The 18,422-nt window shown below is 37.0% G+C and carries 20 protein-coding genes; all 20 read right to left on the bottom strand.

Annotation, left to right across the window (positions count from 1 at the left end):
- Positions 1-29: 29 nt before the first annotated feature.
- Positions 30-815, bottom strand: a complete 786-nt coding sequence (locus NCCP28_RS09165) for a ribonuclease HII (protein WP_248561071.1) — start codon at positions 813-815, stop codon at positions 30-32.
- Positions 816-1,196: 381 nt separating this feature from the next.
- The gene (gene ylqF / locus NCCP28_RS09160; protein WP_248561070.1) at positions 1,197-2,069 is read right to left on the bottom strand and encodes a ribosome biogenesis GTPase YlqF; all 873 of its coding nucleotides are present in this window, start codon (positions 2,067-2,069) and stop codon (positions 1,197-1,199) included.
- A 175-nt stretch (positions 2,070-2,244) separates the two neighbouring features.
- Complete coding sequence (gene lepB, locus NCCP28_RS09155; protein WP_248561145.1) at positions 2,245-2,799, bottom strand: signal peptidase I; 555 nt, start codon at positions 2,797-2,799, stop codon at positions 2,245-2,247.
- A gap of 452 nt (positions 2,800-3,251) precedes the next feature.
- Positions 3,252-3,596 carry a 50S ribosomal protein L19 gene (gene rplS / locus NCCP28_RS09150; protein WP_248561069.1) on the bottom strand — a complete coding sequence of 115 codons (345 nt, stop codon included), beginning with the start codon at positions 3,594-3,596 and terminating at the stop codon, positions 3,252-3,254.
- A gap of 149 nt (positions 3,597-3,745) precedes the next feature.
- Positions 3,746-4,483, bottom strand: a complete 738-nt coding sequence (gene trmD, locus NCCP28_RS09145) for a tRNA (guanosine(37)-N1)-methyltransferase TrmD (protein WP_248561068.1) — start codon at positions 4,481-4,483, stop codon at positions 3,746-3,748.
- Positions 4,483-4,998 (bottom strand): ribosome maturation factor RimM, encoded by a 516-nt coding sequence (gene rimM, locus NCCP28_RS09140; protein WP_248561144.1) that lies wholly within the window; start codon positions 4,996-4,998, stop codon positions 4,483-4,485. Before rimM ends, trmD begins: the two co-directional genes overlap by 1 nt.
- A 10-nt stretch (positions 4,999-5,008) precedes the next feature.
- Positions 5,009-5,395 carry a YlqD family protein gene (locus NCCP28_RS09135; RefSeq protein ID WP_248561067.1) on the bottom strand — a complete coding sequence of 129 codons (387 nt, stop codon included), beginning with the start codon at positions 5,393-5,395 and terminating at the stop codon, positions 5,009-5,011.
- A gap of 249 nt (positions 5,396-5,644) precedes the next feature.
- Positions 5,645-5,875 carry a KH domain-containing protein gene (locus tag NCCP28_RS09130; protein ID WP_248561066.1) on the bottom strand — a complete coding sequence of 77 codons (231 nt, stop codon included), beginning with the start codon at positions 5,873-5,875 and terminating at the stop codon, positions 5,645-5,647.
- 13 nt (positions 5,876-5,888) lie between these two features.
- Positions 5,889-6,161 carry a 30S ribosomal protein S16 gene (gene rpsP, locus NCCP28_RS09125; protein ID WP_248561065.1) on the bottom strand — a complete coding sequence of 91 codons (273 nt, stop codon included), beginning with the start codon at positions 6,159-6,161 and terminating at the stop codon, positions 5,889-5,891.
- Positions 6,162-6,292: 131 nt separating this feature from the next.
- Entirely contained in the window at positions 6,293-7,645 is a 1,353-nt protein-coding gene (gene ffh / locus NCCP28_RS09120; protein ID WP_248561064.1) for a signal recognition particle protein, read from the bottom strand.
- A 12-nt stretch (positions 7,646-7,657) separates the two neighbouring features.
- A complete protein-coding gene (locus tag NCCP28_RS09115) occupies positions 7,658-7,990 on the bottom strand; it encodes a putative DNA-binding protein (protein WP_248561063.1) in 333 nt (110 codons plus the stop codon).
- A gap of 461 nt (positions 7,991-8,451) precedes the next feature.
- Complete coding sequence (locus NCCP28_RS09110) at positions 8,452-8,661, bottom strand: hypothetical protein (protein ID WP_248561062.1); 210 nt, start codon at positions 8,659-8,661, stop codon at positions 8,452-8,454.
- Between the two features lie 308 nt (positions 8,662-8,969).
- Positions 8,970-9,962 carry a signal recognition particle-docking protein FtsY gene (ftsY, locus tag NCCP28_RS09105; protein WP_248561061.1) on the bottom strand — a complete coding sequence of 331 codons (993 nt, stop codon included), beginning with the start codon at positions 9,960-9,962 and terminating at the stop codon, positions 8,970-8,972.
- A gap of 31 nt (positions 9,963-9,993) precedes the next feature.
- Positions 9,994-13,560 (bottom strand): chromosome segregation protein SMC, encoded by a 3,567-nt coding sequence (gene smc / locus NCCP28_RS09100; RefSeq protein WP_248561060.1) that lies wholly within the window; start codon positions 13,558-13,560, stop codon positions 9,994-9,996.
- Between the two features lie 162 nt (positions 13,561-13,722).
- Positions 13,723-14,487, bottom strand: a complete 765-nt coding sequence (rnc, locus tag NCCP28_RS09095; protein WP_248561059.1) for a ribonuclease III — start codon at positions 14,485-14,487, stop codon at positions 13,723-13,725.
- Positions 14,488-14,668: 181 nt separating this feature from the next.
- Positions 14,669-14,899 (bottom strand): acyl carrier protein, encoded by a 231-nt coding sequence (locus NCCP28_RS09090; protein ID WP_101175522.1) that lies wholly within the window; start codon positions 14,897-14,899, stop codon positions 14,669-14,671.
- Between the two features lie 106 nt (positions 14,900-15,005).
- On the bottom strand, positions 15,006-15,749 hold the full coding sequence (fabG, locus tag NCCP28_RS09085) for a 3-oxoacyl-[acyl-carrier-protein] reductase (protein ID WP_248561058.1): 744 nt from the start codon (positions 15,747-15,749) through the stop codon (positions 15,006-15,008).
- A 1-nt stretch (position 15,750) separates the two neighbouring features.
- A complete protein-coding gene (fabD, locus tag NCCP28_RS09080) occupies positions 15,751-16,695 on the bottom strand; it encodes an ACP S-malonyltransferase (protein ID WP_248561057.1) in 945 nt (314 codons plus the stop codon).
- 66 nt (positions 16,696-16,761) lie between these two features.
- On the bottom strand, positions 16,762-17,742 hold the full coding sequence (gene plsX, locus NCCP28_RS09075) for a phosphate acyltransferase PlsX (protein WP_248561056.1): 981 nt from the start codon (positions 17,740-17,742) through the stop codon (positions 16,762-16,764).
- Between the two features lie 19 nt (positions 17,743-17,761).
- Positions 17,762-18,325: a transcription factor FapR gene (fapR, locus tag NCCP28_RS09070; protein ID WP_248561055.1), complete on the bottom strand. Its 564-nt coding sequence runs from the start codon at positions 18,323-18,325 to the stop codon at positions 17,762-17,764.
- Between the last annotated feature and the right edge of the window lie 97 nt (positions 18,326-18,422).

Here is an 18,422-nt window from a genome sequence, read left to right as displayed (position 1 = left end):
ATAATTTTTTTGCTATTCATAAATGATTATTAGCCATTGTTTGAGGAAAGAGCCATTTCCTTTACTGGCGAAAAACTTTTGCGATGATACTTTGTTATTCCCTCTTTTTTTAATGCTTCTATATGTTCTTTTGTTCCATAACCCATATTTTTTCCAAAACCATAAGCTGAAAACTCTTTATCCAGTTCCTTCATCAAATGATCTCTTGTTACCTTGGCAATAATGCTTGCTGCTGCAATAGACACGCTTTTGCTGTCTCCTTTAATAATGGAAGTGCTGGGAATTTGGGTAACTAGCTTCATTGCATCTATTAATAAATAATCTGGTTTAGCTGGTAATTCCTCGATTGCCATTAGCATCGCTTGTTTTGTTGCTTCATAAATATTAATTCTGTCTATTTCTTTTGCATCCAACATGCCAATGCCTATTGCAATCGCTTCTTTTTGGATGATTGCAAAATATTCTTCTCGTTTCTGTTCGGAAAGCTTTTTTGAGTCATCAATTCCTGGCAAATAAAAATCAGCAGGAAGTATCACAGCAGCCGTTACAACAGGACCTGCAAGGGGGCCTCTGCCGACTTCATCTATCCCTGCTATGTATCGATATCCCTTCCTGCGCAAATCTTGTTCATATGATGTTAAAGCCAAAAACTTTTCATGAAGCAATAACTCTTTTTCCCGTTTATTTTTCCATGCTTTTAAAAGCAACTGGACCCCTTTTCGTTCATCCTTTGCTATTTCTTCAATAAATGGATCATCGTTTGTTGTTATCAATGCTAATTTTGTTTTTATTTCTTTTATTGTTGTTGTGCTCAATATAAGCCGACTCCTTTTTTTATTTCGCAGCGCTAATGCTTCTTTTCTGCTATTGGTGTTTTCCTTTATATCGTCTTAACTAGTTTCTGATTAAAGCAATAGTTTTCTGCTTTTTTATTAGACTGCTTTCATATAGATTATTGCTACTTTACCCGTACACTTTCCTTGAATAGGGGCACCTGAACCGCTCTTCGTTATTTTACTCCTGCAAGGTCTCTTCTCTCTAATCCCATAAGAGTATATGTTTATGCAGCCTGTTCAATAATTCTAAATGGTTTTTTCAACAAACAGCAAACTTTTAGAAAACAGTCTTTTCTTATATACAAAGAAAAAGGGGATCTGCCATCTGCAGACAAATCCCCTCTTATGCTTGCTTATTCATTATTGTGTGCTGCCTGCTGCCTCTAGCTCGCCTGCATTTTCCAATGTCAGCGGTCCTAATTTTTCACTGCGGATGTCTCTAATGACAAGCTCTGTGACTTTATCATAATCGACGATTCCACCGCCTGTTAAACATCCGCGAACTTGACCAATTTGATCAAACAGTTCTACAATATCTTCTGGAATCTCTTTTAGCTGATATCTTTCTTTTAAACGAGTTGGATATTCTTTTTCTAAGAAACGCAAACCATAAATTGCAATATCCTGCAAATTTAAAATCGTGTCTTTAATTGCCCCTGTCAACGCAAGCTTCAGTCCCACATTTTGATCCTCAAATTTCGGCCACAATATTCCTGGTGTATCTAAAAGTTCAAGCTCTTTGCCTACTTTGATCCACTGCTGCGCTTTTGTTACTCCGGGAGTATTACCTGTTTTTGCAATATTTTTTTTGGCAAGGCGATTAATCAAAGTTGACTTTCCCGCATTTGGAATGCCGACAATCATAGCACGAATCGCCCTCGGTCTAACACCTTTTGCCCTCATGCGGTCAAATTTTTCTGCCAGAACTTCTTTCGCCAGTGCTGTAATTTCTTTCATCCCGACACCAGCTTGAGAATTAATGGCAATTGCTTTTATGCCTTGCTTTTGAAAATAAGCTATCCACTCTTTTGTTTTCTCTTTATCCGCCATGTCTGCCTTATTTAAAAGCACTAATCTTGGTTTATGCTGAATAATCTCATCAATCATTGGATTGCGGGAAGATTGCGGAATTCTCGCATCTACTAATTCAAATATAATATCTACAAGTTTCAACTTTTCTGTTACTTGTCTCCTTGCTTTAGCCATATGGCCTGGAAACCATTGAATTGTCATCATTAACCACCTATCTCTGCTTGGTTTGCCTGTTTGTTCTATTTTTTTTATTTAGGCTGTTTTCGTAAAGATTGTTGCTTTTGAATACTATTTTAAAAAACTTAGTGGAATGGAACGAATTTCTTTTTTTTAAACTTGACTATATAAAAAACAACAAAGTATGCGAAAACAGCCTTTATTTAATAATGCGGATATCCGATACTGGCCAGTAAATCACACTTGTATTTCCCAGCACTTTTTCAAAAGAAACTGTTCCAATATGCCTGGAATCTTTGCTGTCTCGTCTGTTATCTCCCATTACAAATAATTCCCCTTCAGGCACAGTCTTTTTGCCTGTTTTTTCTTCTAGTGTAAACGATTCTGTCAGTGGGCCATCCACTACTTGTTTTTTATATTCCTCTAGATAAGGCTCTTCATAGGCTTTTCCATTGATATAAAGAACATCGTCTTTATACTCCAGTGCATCTCCTGGAAGCCCAATAATTCTTTTTATATAATCTTTTCCTTCTGGTGCATGAAAAACAATAATATCAAAGCGTTTTGGATCACTAATTTTATAGTTCAGCTTATTGACGATCATCCTGTCTTGATCATGAAGTGTCGGCATCATTGATTCCCCATCTACCACAATTGGCGCAAATAAAAAGTAGCGAATAACAAACGCCAATAACACAGCGATAATAAGTGCTTTGCTCCATTCCCACACTTCGTTTTTCTTCTTTTCAGCCATTTTATTCACCGATCCTTGTCCATGTATGCTTACTTTTTGTATACTTCCTTGATCCAATCCTTTTATAATCAAACCTCTCTTATCCCATCATTATCAAAACTGCAGTACTTGATTATTAAAAGGAATGGTTTCTGTTTTTATGAATGCATACTAAAGCCATCTCTATTTTAATCGAAACGCTATGTTAAAGTAAACTTTACGTCATTATTGCAAAAGACAAACGCTTTTAACCACTGGGACTATTTTTTTATAGAAGCAAGCTATTGCTAGATAAAATGAAACTTCAATTAAGCTTTTGCGGCAAGTTCCTCCTACCTAGATTACATTTCCCGTTTTTTCTTATCATCTCTTAGGTGGATGTCAAAAATCCATTAATGCGCAATAAATGCAGAATAGTAATTTAGAAAATAAAAAAGAGCTTGCTGTAAGCACAAGCTCTTTTTTGATTGCGATTATCGAATTTCTTTAATACGAGCTTTTTTACCACGTAGGTTACGTAGGTAGTAAAGTTTAGCACGGCGAACTTTACCGCGGCGAATAACTTCAAGCTTCGCAATTTTTGGTGTATGAACAGGGAAAGTACGTTCAACGCCTACTCCGTAAGAAACTTTACGCACTGTAAAAGTTTCGCTGATTCCACCACCACGACGCTTAATCACAACACCTTCGTATACCTGAATACGCTCGCGAGTACCCTCAACAACTTTCACGTGTACACGTACAGTGTCACCAGGACGGAACGCAGGAAGATCTGAACGAAGTTGTTCTTTTGTGATTTCTTCTATTAATTTTTGCATCGTTTTCAACTCCTTCCAACGGACGCTCTTGCACTCATATCTAAGAGAACTCTTGCAGCGGAACATCGTTTATAAGACAAAAGTTCAGAAATAAATTCTGCTTAAGTCACAAGTGTTATCTTAACATAAAAGATATGCAACATCAATATCTAATCTAGCATTTTTTTCAATTCTTCTAGCATTTTTTTCTGTTTATCTGTTAAAGGATAGTTTTCCAACAGATCAGGGCGCCTCTTTAGTGTTCTTCTAAAAGATTCCTTCTCTCGCCATTCTTCAATATAAGCATGATTGCCAGAAAGAAGCGTGTCAGGCACCTTCATCCCTCTAAAATCTGCTGGACGGGTGTAATGGGGATGTTCAAGCAGCCCTGTACTAAAAGAATCATTTTCATGTGATGCAACTTTGCCGAGCACCCCAGGAAGCAGGCGGACAACACTATCTATCACAACCATAGAGCCAAGCTCTCCGCCAGTAAGAACATAATCGCCAATAGAAATCTCATCTGTTACTAAATGCTCTCTGATTCTTTCATCATAGCCTTCATAGTGGCCGCAAATAAATATTAAATGATCTTCTTCAGCAAGCTCTTCTGCTTTTTTCTGAGAGTATCTTTCTCCTTGTGGGCACATTAAAATAACGCGCGGAGAGGCGTCTCCTTCGCCTTTCAGATCACTAACCGCATCAAAGATAGGCTGAGGCTTTAAAACCATGCCAGCGCCTCCTCCATACGGATAATCGTCAACAGATTGATGTTTGTTATCAGAGTAACCTCGAAAATTAACGATATTATAGGAAACTTTTTCTGCTTCTTTTGCTTTTTTTAATATAGAACTATTAAAAACTCCATCAAACATTTCTGGAAATAGTGTTAATACATCAATTTTCATTAAAACAGCCCTTCCATCGGCTCAATAATCACTAGCTTTTCTTTTACATCTACCTTCATTACCACTTCTTCAATATAAGGTATAAGGATTTCCTCCTTGTTTTTCCCTTTCACAACCCATACATCATTGGCGCCAGGCGTTAAAATTTCTATAATCTCTCCAAGCTCATTTCCTTCTATTGTTTGAACCTTGCAGCCCATAATTTCATGAAAATAGTATTCATTTTCTGCAAGCTCTCCTAAATGGCTTTCTGGAACTTTCAGTAATCCGCCTTTCATATACTCTATTTGATTCACATTATCGAATCCAACAAAAGTCAACAGATTAAAATTTTTATGTACACGGTGACTTTTAATTACAAGTTCCAGCGGATCACTTTTATCTGTTTGAAAAAAGTAAATTTTATTGCCTACTTTATAGCGTTCTTCTGGAAAATCAGTACGTGAAACCACACGAACTTCTCCCCTAATACCATGTGTATTAACTATTTTCCCAACATTAAACCATTTTTGCATGTCTTCACCTCTAATGAATTTCATGAACGATTCCGTCTTTTAGAATAATCGTTTTCGCAGCAGTCTGATCCTCCCAGTTATCGCCTTCTTTAATCTCGACAACCGCAGTTGCTTCTCGTTCTTTTATTTCACTGCCTAGTGGTAGTATATGTATTTGTTCCAATTGAAACTCAATCGCTGTCTTTTTTTTCATTCTTTTATTTCGTTCATTTTTATAATAGCTTTTTATCTTTGCTTCTTGCAATACAGATTTGCGCAATTGCTTTTTCTCTTCAAAAAGCAATTGTTCACACTCTTTATCTAGCTGCATTATTTCCTTGTTATATTTTTCAGTCAACCTGGCTTTCGTTTTTTCTGTTAGTATCTGCTTTACAATAACGGACTGGAGTATTTTCATCTTTTTCCTCCTTAACAGATCTATTCTATTAAAAAAGGAGAAGGGTTTCCCCTCCTCTTAGGCTGTCGACAAGCGCTCGCTTTCTTCGTTACTTGTCTTCAGTCGGATGCTCATTACCCTCTATGGTAACTCCGCTCCTCCTAAAAGACTGCGTGCCTCGAAAGACAACCGCTTTCGCTCACCCTGAAAGTTGGCAAAAAATATCTATTTCTCTATTTTAAAAGAGGAGAAGGGTTTCCCCTCCTCCTCTCATTTGCCTATTTCGACAATCAGCTTCTTCTGTTGTAATGATCCTGCCGAGTAAACAATCGTTCGAATCGCTTTTGCAACTCTCCCTTGCTTTCCAATTACCTTTCCGATGTCGCTCTTGTTGACAGAAAGCAAATAAATGATGCGATTATCCTCTTCCGTAACTTGTACCGTTACTTCATCTGGAAAATCAACAAGGGGCTTAACAATCGTCTCTATTAGCTCTTTCATTCTCCAGAACTAATTACTTGCCGTTTTTGATATTGTGGAATTTTTCCATAATACCTTGGCTTGATAATAGGTTACGAACTGTATCAGATGGTTTTGCACCATTTTGTAACCATTGTAGAGCTTTTTCTTCGTTGATGTCCACAATAGCAGGGTTTGCTACTGGATTGTAAGTTCCTACTGTTTCAATGAAACGTCCATCACGTGGTGAACGAGAATCTGCTACTACGATACGATAAAAAGGAGATTTTTTTGCTCCCATACGTTTTAAACGAATTTTTACTGCCATTTAAAATTGCACCTCCGAATAGTTTCACACAAGATAGTATATTATCAATTGTTTGCCGGTTTGTAAAGTGTTTTTTCTTGTCAGACTTTAGATTCTCAGCAATTTCTTTTTATCTTGCGGTTTTTTCCTGTTTAAAATGGATTAAAAGGTAATTTAAAGCCACCTTTTTTCTTGCCTTTTTGACCCATATTGGTCATTTGTTTCATCATTTTTTTCATGTCTTCAAACTGTTTTAGAAGTCGGTTTACTTCAGGAACGGTTCTCCCGCTTCCTTTTGCAATACGTTTTCTTCTATTGGCATTGATAATTTCTGGATGTTCTTTTTCCTCTTTTGTCATGGAACGGATAATCGCTTCCACATGGGCAATTTGTTTTTCATCTACTTGCAAATTATTTAAGCCTTTAATTTTATTCGCCCCAGGCATCATTTTTAGGAGTTCATCAAGCGGCCCCATATTTTTCACCTGTCCTAATTGTTCAAGGAAATCATCAAAAGTGAAAGAAGCAGTTTTCATCTTCTTCTCCAATTCTTTTGCTTTTTCCTCGTCTACATTAAGCTGCGCTTTTTCAATTAAGCTTAAAACATCGCCCATTCCAAGTATTCTGGATGCCATACGTTCTGGATGAAAAGGCTCTAACGCATCCATTTTTTCCCCTAAACCGACAAACTTAATCGGCGTTTGGGTAACAGAGCGTATAGAAAGAGCTGCTCCGCCTCGTGTATCTCCATCAAGTTTAGTTAATACAACACCTGTTAATCCAAGCTGTTCATTAAAGCTGCCAGCAACATTAACAGCATCTTGCCCTGTCATTGCATCAACCACAAGGAAAATTTCATCAGGTTTTGTTAGTTCTTTTATTTGTTTTAATTCATCCATTAGAGCTTCATCTACATGGAGACGGCCTGCTGTATCAATTAAAACATAATCATGATGATCTTCTTTTGCCTTTGCAATTGCTTGTTTGGCAATTTCAACAGGACTGACTTGATCACCAAGAGAAAAAACGGGAAAATCCAATTGCTTTCCTAAAGTTTCCAGCTGTTTAATGGCTGCGGGACGATAAATATCCGCTGCAACAAGAAGAGGATTTCGATTATGTTTTTTGCGCAATAAATTAGCTAATTTTCCAGTTGTAGTGGTTTTCCCTGCCCCTTGCAATCCAACCATCATAATAACAGTTGGCGGACGATTGGAAACGGCAATTTTGCTTTGTTCCCCACCCATCAGTTCTGTCAGCTCTTCTTTTACTACTTTAATAACTTGCTGACCAGGAGTTAAACTTTTCAGCACTTCTTGTCCAACTGCACGTTCGCCAACTTTTTTCACGAACTCTTTCACTACTTTAAAGTTAACATCCGCTTCTAATAAGGCAAGGCGAACTTCACGCATCATTTCTTTTACATCCGCTTCATTAACTTTGCCTTTTCCACGAATCTTTTGAATTGTATTCTGCAGTCGGTCAGCTAACCCTTCAAATGCCATACGTCAGCCTCCTTAATCTAATTTCTCCAGCTCAATAATTGCCTTTTGCAGCGCAGAAACAGAATAATTGCCTTTATCAAGCATTTCTTTCATCTGTAGCAAAAGTGCAGTGCGCTCTTGAAACTTCTGGAGCAATAATAATTTATTCTCATATTCCTCAAGCATTGCTTCTGTACGTTTAATATTATCATACACCGCTTGACGACTTACATCATATTCGTCTGCAATTTCACCAAGAGAATAATCATCCAAATAATAAAGAGACATATAACTTCGTTGCTTCGGTGTCAACAGCGATTGATAAAAATCGTAAAGATAATTCATGCGTGTTGTTTTTTCAAGCATCGAAAATACCTCCGTGTTAAGTCAAAAGCCTTTACATTGAATATTTTACACAGTGTATATATATATGTCAAGATTTTATCTTTACAAGAATATTATTATATCATTTTTTTGCAGGAAGATAATAGAGGGCTTTATACGGTGCTGTTTTAAGCTTTTCCAATTTTGCAGAAATGATTATTTTTGTCTAAACAAAAGCCTTTTTTCCTTGCTATTCGCTTTCCGGTGGGCAAACGAATAGCCGCTTCATCCTATTAATTTGCTGTAAAAAACAAATTTTACGAAAGAGCCCTTTACACTTATCTTTAAAACAGCTGAATTTCTCTGCGGTTAAGGCGCTATTTAAAGTATCTGCTGGTAAGCCCGTATCTCATAAGGCTTTGTTGCAAAAAATTCTTCTTTATATGGAACCAATCAAGATTAAAGCAAAAAGAGAGGAAATGTAACCCTCCTCTCTTTTTGCTTTAAATATTCACTAATATCAAAATACTGCTTGGAATGGCGATCAGCAAAACGCCAATGATTTTTAGGCGGACACCAGAAAGACTAGTTAAAAATAATGTTTCGGCTTCCACTGTTAAAATATTTTCTTCATTTGTCACATAACTAGGGCTATTCAGGAGATTGCCTAAATGATAATAAGCTTTATGCTGAATAAGATGGCCTTTTACCAAAAAAAGAATGCCAATAACAATAAAAATGGATATAAACATTTGCAGAAAAATGGGAATCCCTCCCTACTCTTTGCTCTGTTTTTAGTATGAATCCTTTTTTTATATTTATCCTCTTTAACATATTGGTAAAATTTAACTTTTGAAAAAAGCAGAAAAATGCATTGCTCTGCTTTTTCGCATAAACAGATTTTTAGATAATAAGAAAAAAACAAAAACTCTAGGCAAGCAGAACCTTGCCCATAAAAACCTGATTGGTTCCACTAGCAATCAGTGGGGATAAAGAAAACTCCACTGATTGAAACTTCACTTTATTCGTCAGCTTCTTCCACAAGATTAGAAAATAATCCGTACACATATTTCTCTGCATCAAAACTTTGCAGATCATCCATTTTTTCCCCTAGGCCCACTAGTTTAACTGGGATTTTTAATTCATTGCGGATGGCAAGCACAATTCCACCTTTTGCCGTTCCATCTAATTTAGTTAAGACAATGCCGCTTACATTTGTCGCTTCTTTAAAAGTTTTTGCCTGCACTAATGCATTTTGCCCTGTCGTTGCATCCAACACTAACAATACTTCATGAGGCGCTCCTGGAACTTCTCGTTCTATTACTCTTTTAACCTTCTCTAGCTCATTCATTAAATTCACTTTATTTTGCAGACGGCCTGCTGTATCACATAATAAAATATCCGCTTGACGGGATTTAGCTGCATGAATAGCATCATACATAACAGCTGCCGGATCAGAGCCAGCCACTTGCTTGATCACATCGACTCCAACACGTTCTCCCCATACTTCAAGCTGTTCAATTGCACCAGCACGGAAAGTATCTCCTGCAGCCATAAGCACTTTTTTACCTTCAGATTTATAAAAATGTGCTAATTTCCCAATTGTAGTAGTTTTACCAACGCCATTTACGCCAACAAATAAAATAACCGTTAAGCCATCTTTTTGCACGTTAATGGAAGACATCGATTCATTGCCATCTTGCTGATAAATAGCAATCAATTTTTCAGAAATAACGGCCTGCACTTCTTTTGGGTCTTGAATATTTTTTCGTTTTACTTCTTTTTTCAATTCATCCACTAATTCCATTACTGTATCGAAACCAACATCTGCACCAATTAGAATTTCTTCCAGCTCTTCGAAAAAATCTTCATCCACTTTGCGATAGCGTGATACAAGATCATTTACTTTTTCAGAAAAATTATTTCTTGTTTTCGATAAACCTTCTTTAAATTTTTCGGTCACTGCATTTGTCTGATGAGACATCTTTTCCTTCAATTTCTTAAAAAAGCTCATAGTTACCCTTCTCTCTCTATCTTAAGTAAAATTATGTTGCAACAAGTTTATCCATTTCGCTTATGCGCACAGATACTAATTTGGATACACCAGACTCCTGCATTGTCACTCCATACAAAACATCCGCTTCTTCCATTGTTCCTTTGCGGTGTGTAATCACAATAAATTGTGTTTCTGAGCTGTATGATTTTAAATAGGAACTAAATCGAAATACATTTGCCTCATCCAAAGCAGCCTCTACTTCATCCAAAATGCAAAATGGGACAGGGCGAATTTTTAGAATGGAAAATAACAAAGCTATTGCAGTCAGCGCTCTTTCCCCACCTGATAAAAGCCCAAGATTTTGCAGTTTTTTCCCAGGAGGCTGTGCAACAATTTCGACTCCTGTATTTAATAGGTCTTCTGGGTTCGTTAAACGCAAATCCGCTCGTCCCCCACCAAATAAACTTTGGAAAACAGGCTCAAAGTGGATTCTTATTCCATCAAATGTTTCTTTAAATCGTTTTTTCATTTCATCGTCCATTTCATCAATAACTTGGTACAAAGTATCTTTTGCATTTTCTAGATCTGTTTTTTGTTCTAATAAAAAGTCATGACGTTCTGAAACCCGCTCGTATTCTTCAATGGCTCCTAAATTAACGGTGCCAAGCTCTTCAATGGCAAGTTTGATTAATTTCACTTTTTTGCGCGCCACATCTACTTCCATTGTAAGCGGATAATCTACTTTTGCACCTTCATATGTCAGCAAATATTCTTCTCGAAGCTGAGAAAGTCTTGTATCCAGTTCTACATCAATACGATTTAATTTAATCTCTTCATCTTTTAGAGCTTGCACCATTCCACGATGAATGCGGCGATTTTCCTTCGTCTCCATTTCTAGGTCTTCAAGAACTGTTTGCAGTTTTAAACGCTCTTCTCTTCTACTGGAAATCAGTTGGATTGTTTCCTTTTTCTCTCCAGATTTTTGACTCGCTGCAGTTTCTAAATACTCTTCTCCAGAATTGCTGGATGTCATTTCAGAAGAAAGCAGTTCTAAATCCTCTGTTACACTGCCCCATTTTTTTTGATTCTCATTCCATTCCAGCGTTAGTGCTGCAAGTTTTTCTTCTGCATGAGCCAATTGCTCTTTTTTTGCTGCATCTTGAACTCTTAATTCCCCAATTTCTTTTGCCACAGCATCTTTTGAGACACTTTGTTCATTTTTCTGCTCAGTTAATTCCGAAATTTCTTCCTCTAATACAACTATTTTTTTCTTTTGCTCATTTAATAAAAAAAGCAGCTCTTTTTGCCTTGTTTCTATTGTCTCTTTTTCTTTTTGAAAATCTGTTTTATTGCGGTCATATTGAGTTAATTTTTCATTCATTGTTCTTTCTGCAAATTCTATCTCTTTTAAATCATCTTTTTTTCCTTGCATTTGAAAACGAAGATCTTCTTCATGCAAACGAAGTTTTTCTAAACTAGCTTCTTCTGTAGCAAGAAGCTCTTTGCCATTTCTTAATTGATCTTCCCATTTCAAAGATGTTTTTTCCATTTCAAAAATCTTTTGTTTCAGCTCTTCCAATTCTCCTTTTCGTGTTAGAATGGATGCAGATTTTTGTTTAATGGCACCACCTGTCATAGAACCGCCTGGATTGACTATTTCTCCATCTAATGTAACAAAGCGGGAACGATATTGCAGAAGCTTCGCCATTTCATTGGCGCCTTTTAAATCTTTTGTAATCACAACATTTCCGAGTAGACTCCCAATAATTTCTTTATATTTAGAATCATAGCTGATAAGATCTGCGGCTACTCCAATATAAGAAGGATGTTTTTCTATTAAATGGCGCTGAGATTCTGCCAGCATTTTTCCTCTAATTACATTCATCGGCAAAAAGGTTGCTCGACCGTATCCATTTTTCTTTAAGAAATTAATAGCTTCTCGACCATTTGCCTCTGTTTCTACCACAATATGCTGCATGCTGCCGCCAAGGGCAATTTCCATGCTGACACTGTACATTTTCGGCACTTGCATTAATTCCGCAACCGCCCCGTGAATGCCCATTAATGATTTGCCCCGTGCTTTTAATATCTCTTTAACACCTTGAAAAAAACCTGCATAATCATCTTCTAATTCCTCAAGCATTTCTTTTCTCGACTTTGCCTGTTGAATAAACTGATAGGATTGATACATGGATTTTTCAATTTTTTCAAGCTTTCCTTTTGTTTGATTGACAACTGCTAGCTTTTCTTTAAAAAAACTGTTTATTTCTTCTAATTCCAGGGACAATTTTTCTATCTTCTTCATTATCTCCTGTTTTTGGTCAAAAATAATTTGTCGTTCTCGGATATATTTTTCATTATCTGCTTCAAGTTCCGTTGTTCTGCGGGTTTGTGTGTCTAACTGTTGTTTAATATAATTGCTTTCATTTTTAGCGGCAGCTTGTTCACTGAGAAGCTCGAAATAGTCGCTTTTTAGTGTTTCAAGCTTTTCTTCTAAATTTTCACTATACAATTGTAAGTTTTGCTCATTTTTTTTCAGCTTCTTCTCAATTTGTGCTGCTTCTACTTGCAAGTTGCTTACAAGATGCTGCTGTTTGTTTTTTTCTTTCTCTAGCTCATCTACACGATTTTTTAGTTCCAGTTCATTTTTCTCCAACTGTTCCCTATTTTGCGTAGCATTCTTTTTTCTTTCTTTAAGGACTTCTTTTTTGCCCTCTAATTTTTCAAGCTCTTCGCTGACCAGAAGCAATACTGCTTGAAGATCATCAATTGATTCATCTAGCGCCGAAATATGATTTTTGATTTCTTCCATCTTTGCTTCTTTGCCTTGCAATAAAGAAGATAGCGTCAATTCCTCTTGCTTATATTTTTCCAGGTGATTAGTAGCTTCTTGATATTTTTGATGAGCTTCTTCAATATCATAAACCATTAAAGCTACTTCAATTTGCTCCAAATTCTCTTTTTGTTCTAAATAGTCTTTCGCTATTGACGCTTGAATTTTTAAGGGCTCCACTTGTCCTTCTAGTTCAGACAAAATATCATTGACTCGATTTAAATTCCCTTGTGTTTCTACCAGCTTCGTTTCTGCTTTCTTTTTTCTTGTTTTATATTTCAAAACACCAGCAGCTTCTTCAAAAATCGAGCGTCGCTCTTCAGCTTTGCTATTTAAAATTTCTTCTACTTTCCCTTGACTAATAATCGAAAATGCTTCTCTTCCCAAACCAGAATCCATAAACAAATCAACAATATCTTTTAAACGGCATGTTTGTTTATTAATAAGGTACTCACTATCTCCAGAACGATAGACTCTGCGCGTAATGCTTACTTCGTGAAAATCAAGAGGGAGAAAATGATCCTCATTTTCTAATGTTAATGTCACTTCTGCAAAGTTTACGGGATTTCTTGTATCGCTTCCCCCAAATATAACATCTTCCATTTTGCTTCCTCTAAGTGACTTTGCAGACTGTTCTCCAAGCACCCAACGTATTGCATCAATAATATTGCTTTTTCCGCTCCCATTTGGGCCGACGACTGCTGTTACCCCTGGAACAAAATCAACAGAAACACGGTCTGCAAAAGATTTAAAGCCTAAACAATCCAACCGTTTTAAAAACATATCCTCACCCCCAAGTTTTATTATTTTGTTTATTTCCTGCTGCATCAAAAGGTGATTGTAAAACTAATATTGTTTTTATCTCAGACTGCCGACAAATGTTTTCGATCAGCCTGAAAGTTTGCGTTTTGACTTTGTCTACACTCTGTTTTTTATCTCTTTTGTTTATTTTTCTTTTTTTTGCACAAGTTCTTTATTTAAGTCTGCTTTCAGCAAGGCAAGCGCCATTTGGGCGGCATGCTGCTCTGCTTCCTTTTTGGAACGCCCAGTCCCAGTGCCAAGTTCCTTGCTATTCAACAGCACTTGAGAAATAAACTCTCTATTATGGGCAGGCCCCTTCTCCATTAGAATTCGATATTCAATAGATCCATACGCATCTCTTTGCACATACTCTTGAAGTTGGCTTTTAAAATCCATCACATGAGAAAAAGCACCGGCATTTATTTTTGGAAAGACTGCTTTATCTAAAAAGGCAATTACGGTATCCATTCCTTGATCTAAATACAGGGCACCAATAAATGCTTCAAAAACATCGGCAAGCAATGCTGGCCTTGTTCTTCCTCCAGTCATTTCTTCTCCCTTTCCTAGTAGCACAAAACTGCCAAATAATTGGTCGTTTGCAAAAGCCACAAGGGAAGGCTCACATACAATAGCCGCTCTTAATTTCGTCAATTCTCCTTCTGACATCAGTGGATATTTTTTAAAAAGAAATTGGGAAACCGTCAGTTCTAGAACAGCGTCTCCAAGAAATTCAAGTCTTTCATTATCTTCATGCGGCTTTCTTCGATGCTCATTCACATATGATGAATGGGTAAAAGCTTGTTTTAGCAATTTTTCATTTTGAAATTCTATACCAAGTTTTAATTGTAGTTCTTTTAATTTTTTTTCATTTGGACGAATAGTTCGTTTGTCTTTTCCGTTGCCTCGCATTTTGCCTCCACCTTAAGCTAAGTTTACAATCAATATCAAGTTTAAGTAAAAAAGATAAAAAACGCAAAGAAACTTGGAAAGTTTTTTTCTTTCCAAGCATTTCTATAGGTGCCGATATGTTAAAATCTTGAATCAACACACCGGAAAAGCTCCGAATAATCGGAGCTTTAGTGTTTGCGACTTATCGATTACTTATGTAATTAACAGCATCACCTACTGTAGCAATCTTTTCAGCGTCGTCGTCAGAGATCTCCATGTCAAACTCATCTTCTAATTCCATAACAAGTTCCACTACATCAAGAGAATCTGCACCTAAATCATCTTTAAAAGAAGCTTCAAGTGTCACTTCAGATTCTTCTACACCAAGACGATCAACAACGATTTTTGTTACACGTTCTAAAACATCTGCCATTCTTTTCACCTCCCCTCAATGCATTATAGTGTATTTTCGCCAAATAATAAATGCTCTTTTTTTTACAGTTGCATTAAATCAGCAAAAATCTAAAATAATATCTGTTTTACATATACATACCGCCATCTATATGCAGAGTCTGGCCGGTAATATACCCGCTTTCTTCCGATGCCAAAAATACAACAGCATTTGCAATATCTTCAGGGTTGCCAAATGCTCCTAATGGAATTTGGCCAAGCATCGCCTGTTTTACTTCATCTGTCAGTTTATCTGTCATATCTGTTGTAATAAAACCTGGGGCAATCGCATTAACAGTAATATTTCTTTGCGCCAATTCTTTTGCAGTTGTTTTTGTAAAGCCAATTACTCCTGCTTTTGCTGCCACATAGTTGGCCTGACCAGGATTGCCTGTAACGCCTACAATAGAAGTAATATTAATAATTCGGCCTTTTCTTTGTTTCATCATTGGACGAGTAACTGCTTTTGTGCAAAGAAATACTCCTTTTAAGTTCGTATTAATAACATCGTCCCATTCTGTTTCTTTCATGCGCATTAATAAATTATCTTTTGTAATGCCGGCATTATTCACGAGAATATCAATCGTGCCAAAGGCATCAAGCGTTGTTTTTATCATTTCGCTGACAGAATCAGCATTTGCCACATCACATTGAATGGCAACAGCTTCTCTTCCTAAGCTTTTAATTTCTGCTACTACTTCATTAGCGCGATCTACGCTTCCTGCATAGTTTACAGCAATATTTGCACCTTGTTTTGCAAGCTCAATGGCAATAGATTTGCCGATGCCGCGGGAGGCTCCTGTAACTAGAGCTACTTTTCCTTGTAGTTTCATCTTAGTTTTCCTCCTTTAATGCATTCGCAACAGCTGAACTTGTTTCTTCATCATACACAGAATAAATTTTTACTTTGCGATCTATTTTTTTGATTAAACCCGCCAATACTTTTCCAGGTCCAATTTCAATAAATGTATCAACGCCTAAACCAATTAGATTTTGCACAGAATCTTCCCAAAGCACAGAAGAATATAATTGTTCAATTAACAGTTCTTTTATTTCTTCTTTTTTGCTGACTGATTTTGCTGTGACATTAGCAATAACAGGAATTTTGGCATCATTCATCGTTATTGCATCCAAAACACTTGAAAACTTCTCTGCTGCCGGCTTCATCAGCTCGGAATGAAAAGGACCGCTTACTTCAAGAGGAAGCGCTCTTTTTGCTCCAGCTTCTTTCGCTTTTGCACTTGCAAGCTCCACCCCTTTAGCTGTACCAGAAATCACAATTTGCCCTGGACAGTTTAAATTTGCAAGCTGCACATCAAAGCCTTCATTTGTTATTTCCTCTGCAACAGAAGTCAATGCTTGTCTGTCTAGCCCCAACACTGCGGCCATGGCCCCTTCACCTGGCGGAACCGCCTCTTGCATAAATTCTCCTCTTTTTCGCACAGCATACACTGCATCTTCAAAAGATAAAACACCGCTTGCAACAAGTGCAGAATATTCTCCCAAGCTGTGTCCTGCAACATAGTCAGCTTTTATGCCAGACTGCTCAAAATGAGAAAGTAGTGCTATGCTTGTTGTAAGCAGCGCCGGCTGTGTATTATGTGTTAAAGTCAATTCCTCTTTCCGTCCTTCAAATATTAATTGACTTAAAGGAAAATTTAATTTCTCATCGGCTTTTTTAAACAATGCTTGCGCTTGTTCAAAATTAGCAGCCAATTCTTTTCCCATACCCACGGATTGTGAGCCTTGTCCAGGAAATACAAATGCAATTTTGCCCATTTTCATCTTCCTTTCTTTATTTGCTAATCTCTTCGGCAGCCAAGTCCGGCTGCTAAAAATTCTTGTTTATGATTCAATCGCCTTTTTTATTGTTTGAATCACTTCTGACTGCACCACATCTCTTGCCTGTCTAATTGCATTATAAATAGCATTGCTGTCTGATGATCCATGCGCTTTTATCACTGGTGCATTTAATCCAAACAGAGCAGCACCACCATATTCTGAATAATCCAGTTTAGCGCTTAATCCTTTTAAATCAGGCTTTAAAACTGCCGCGGCAAGTTTTGACTTCATGCTGCTCATCAGTGTCGCCTTCAGCATTTTGAAAATGGAAAGAGCCGTGCCTTCAATTGATTTTAAAACCATATTACCTGTAAAGCCATCTGTCACAACAACATCGCAAACGCCACTTAGCAGATCCCTTGCTTCTACATTGCCGATAAAATTAATTTTTTCCTCTTGCAATAATTCAAATGTTTTTTTCGTTAATTCATTTCCTTTTTTTTCTTCTGATCCAATATTTAATAAACCGACTCTTGGATTTTTAATGCCAAGCACTTTTTCCGTATAAATGCTTCCCATAATGGCATATTGCACTAAATGATTAGGTTTTGCATCCACATTTGCGCCTACATCCAATAAGAGAAAACCATCTCCACCAATTGTTGGCAGCGTTGGAGACAAAGCAGGACGTTCAATGCCGTCAATTCGACCAACGACAAATAATCCTGCTGCCATTAAAGCACCGGTATTTCCTGCTGAAATAAAAGCATCTGCTCTTCCCTCTTTTACTTCATTTGCTCCAAGCACCATGCTGGCATTCTTTTTTTTGCGAACTGCACGAACTGGCTCATCTGTTGCCAGAATCATTTCTTCTGTATGTAAAATTTCCATTCTATTTTTATCTGTTAAGTAGGGAGTGATTTTCTCTTCATTTCCGATAAGCAAGATCTCGATATCTGGAAATGCTTGTACAGCTTTCATCGCACCTAATACAATTTCTTTTGGTGCATGATCTCCGCCCATTGCATCAATTGCGATCTTCATAAACGTGTTCCTGCTTTCCTTATTTTTTTGCGCGATACATTTCAAATTCTCCAACAAAAACTAATTCTGCATTAACAAAGCTCTTTACTTCTACAAATGTTCTGCCGGTCTCGGTATTTATATTTACCACTTTTGCTTTGGCTATGATTCTTTCGCCTAATTTAACTGATCTGGTAAAATGAATATTCGCTTTAGCAGTCAGAGCAAAATCATCATTTATAAGAGCAACAGCCAATGAATTTGCCTGTGCAAATAAATAATGGCCTCTTGCAATGCCGTTCCGTTTAAAAGCATGCTCTTCTTTTACTTCAAAAATCGATATAGCGGAATGATCCAATTCCATATCGATAATTTCCCCTATTACTTCATCCAGCGGCAATGATTTTACTTCATCATCAAATGTTTTTTCTGCCACATTTTTTATTCGCTCTCTTAATTCCGGAATCGATAATTCCAAACGATCAAGACGAATGGTTTGTACGCTAACAGAAAATTTTTCCGCCAAATCTTCATCTGTAATAAAAGGTGTTTCTTTGATTGTGGCGACCAATAATGCTTGGCGCTCTTTTTTGTTTCTTCTCATTTGCAACACCGTCCGTGATATTAAGACTAGGTACTAATAGTAGTATATAATTAAAAAAGGTAGATTGCAAGGAATATTGCACCTACCTTTTAGAGTA

It is taken from the genome of Niallia sp. NCCP-28 (genome assembly GCF_023168165.1).
Taxonomy (GTDB): Bacteria; Bacillota; Bacilli; order Bacillales; family Cytobacillaceae; genus Niallia.
The sequence above is the reverse complement of the archived record's forward strand: the minus strand, read 5'-3'. Positions and strand labels throughout refer to the sequence as shown.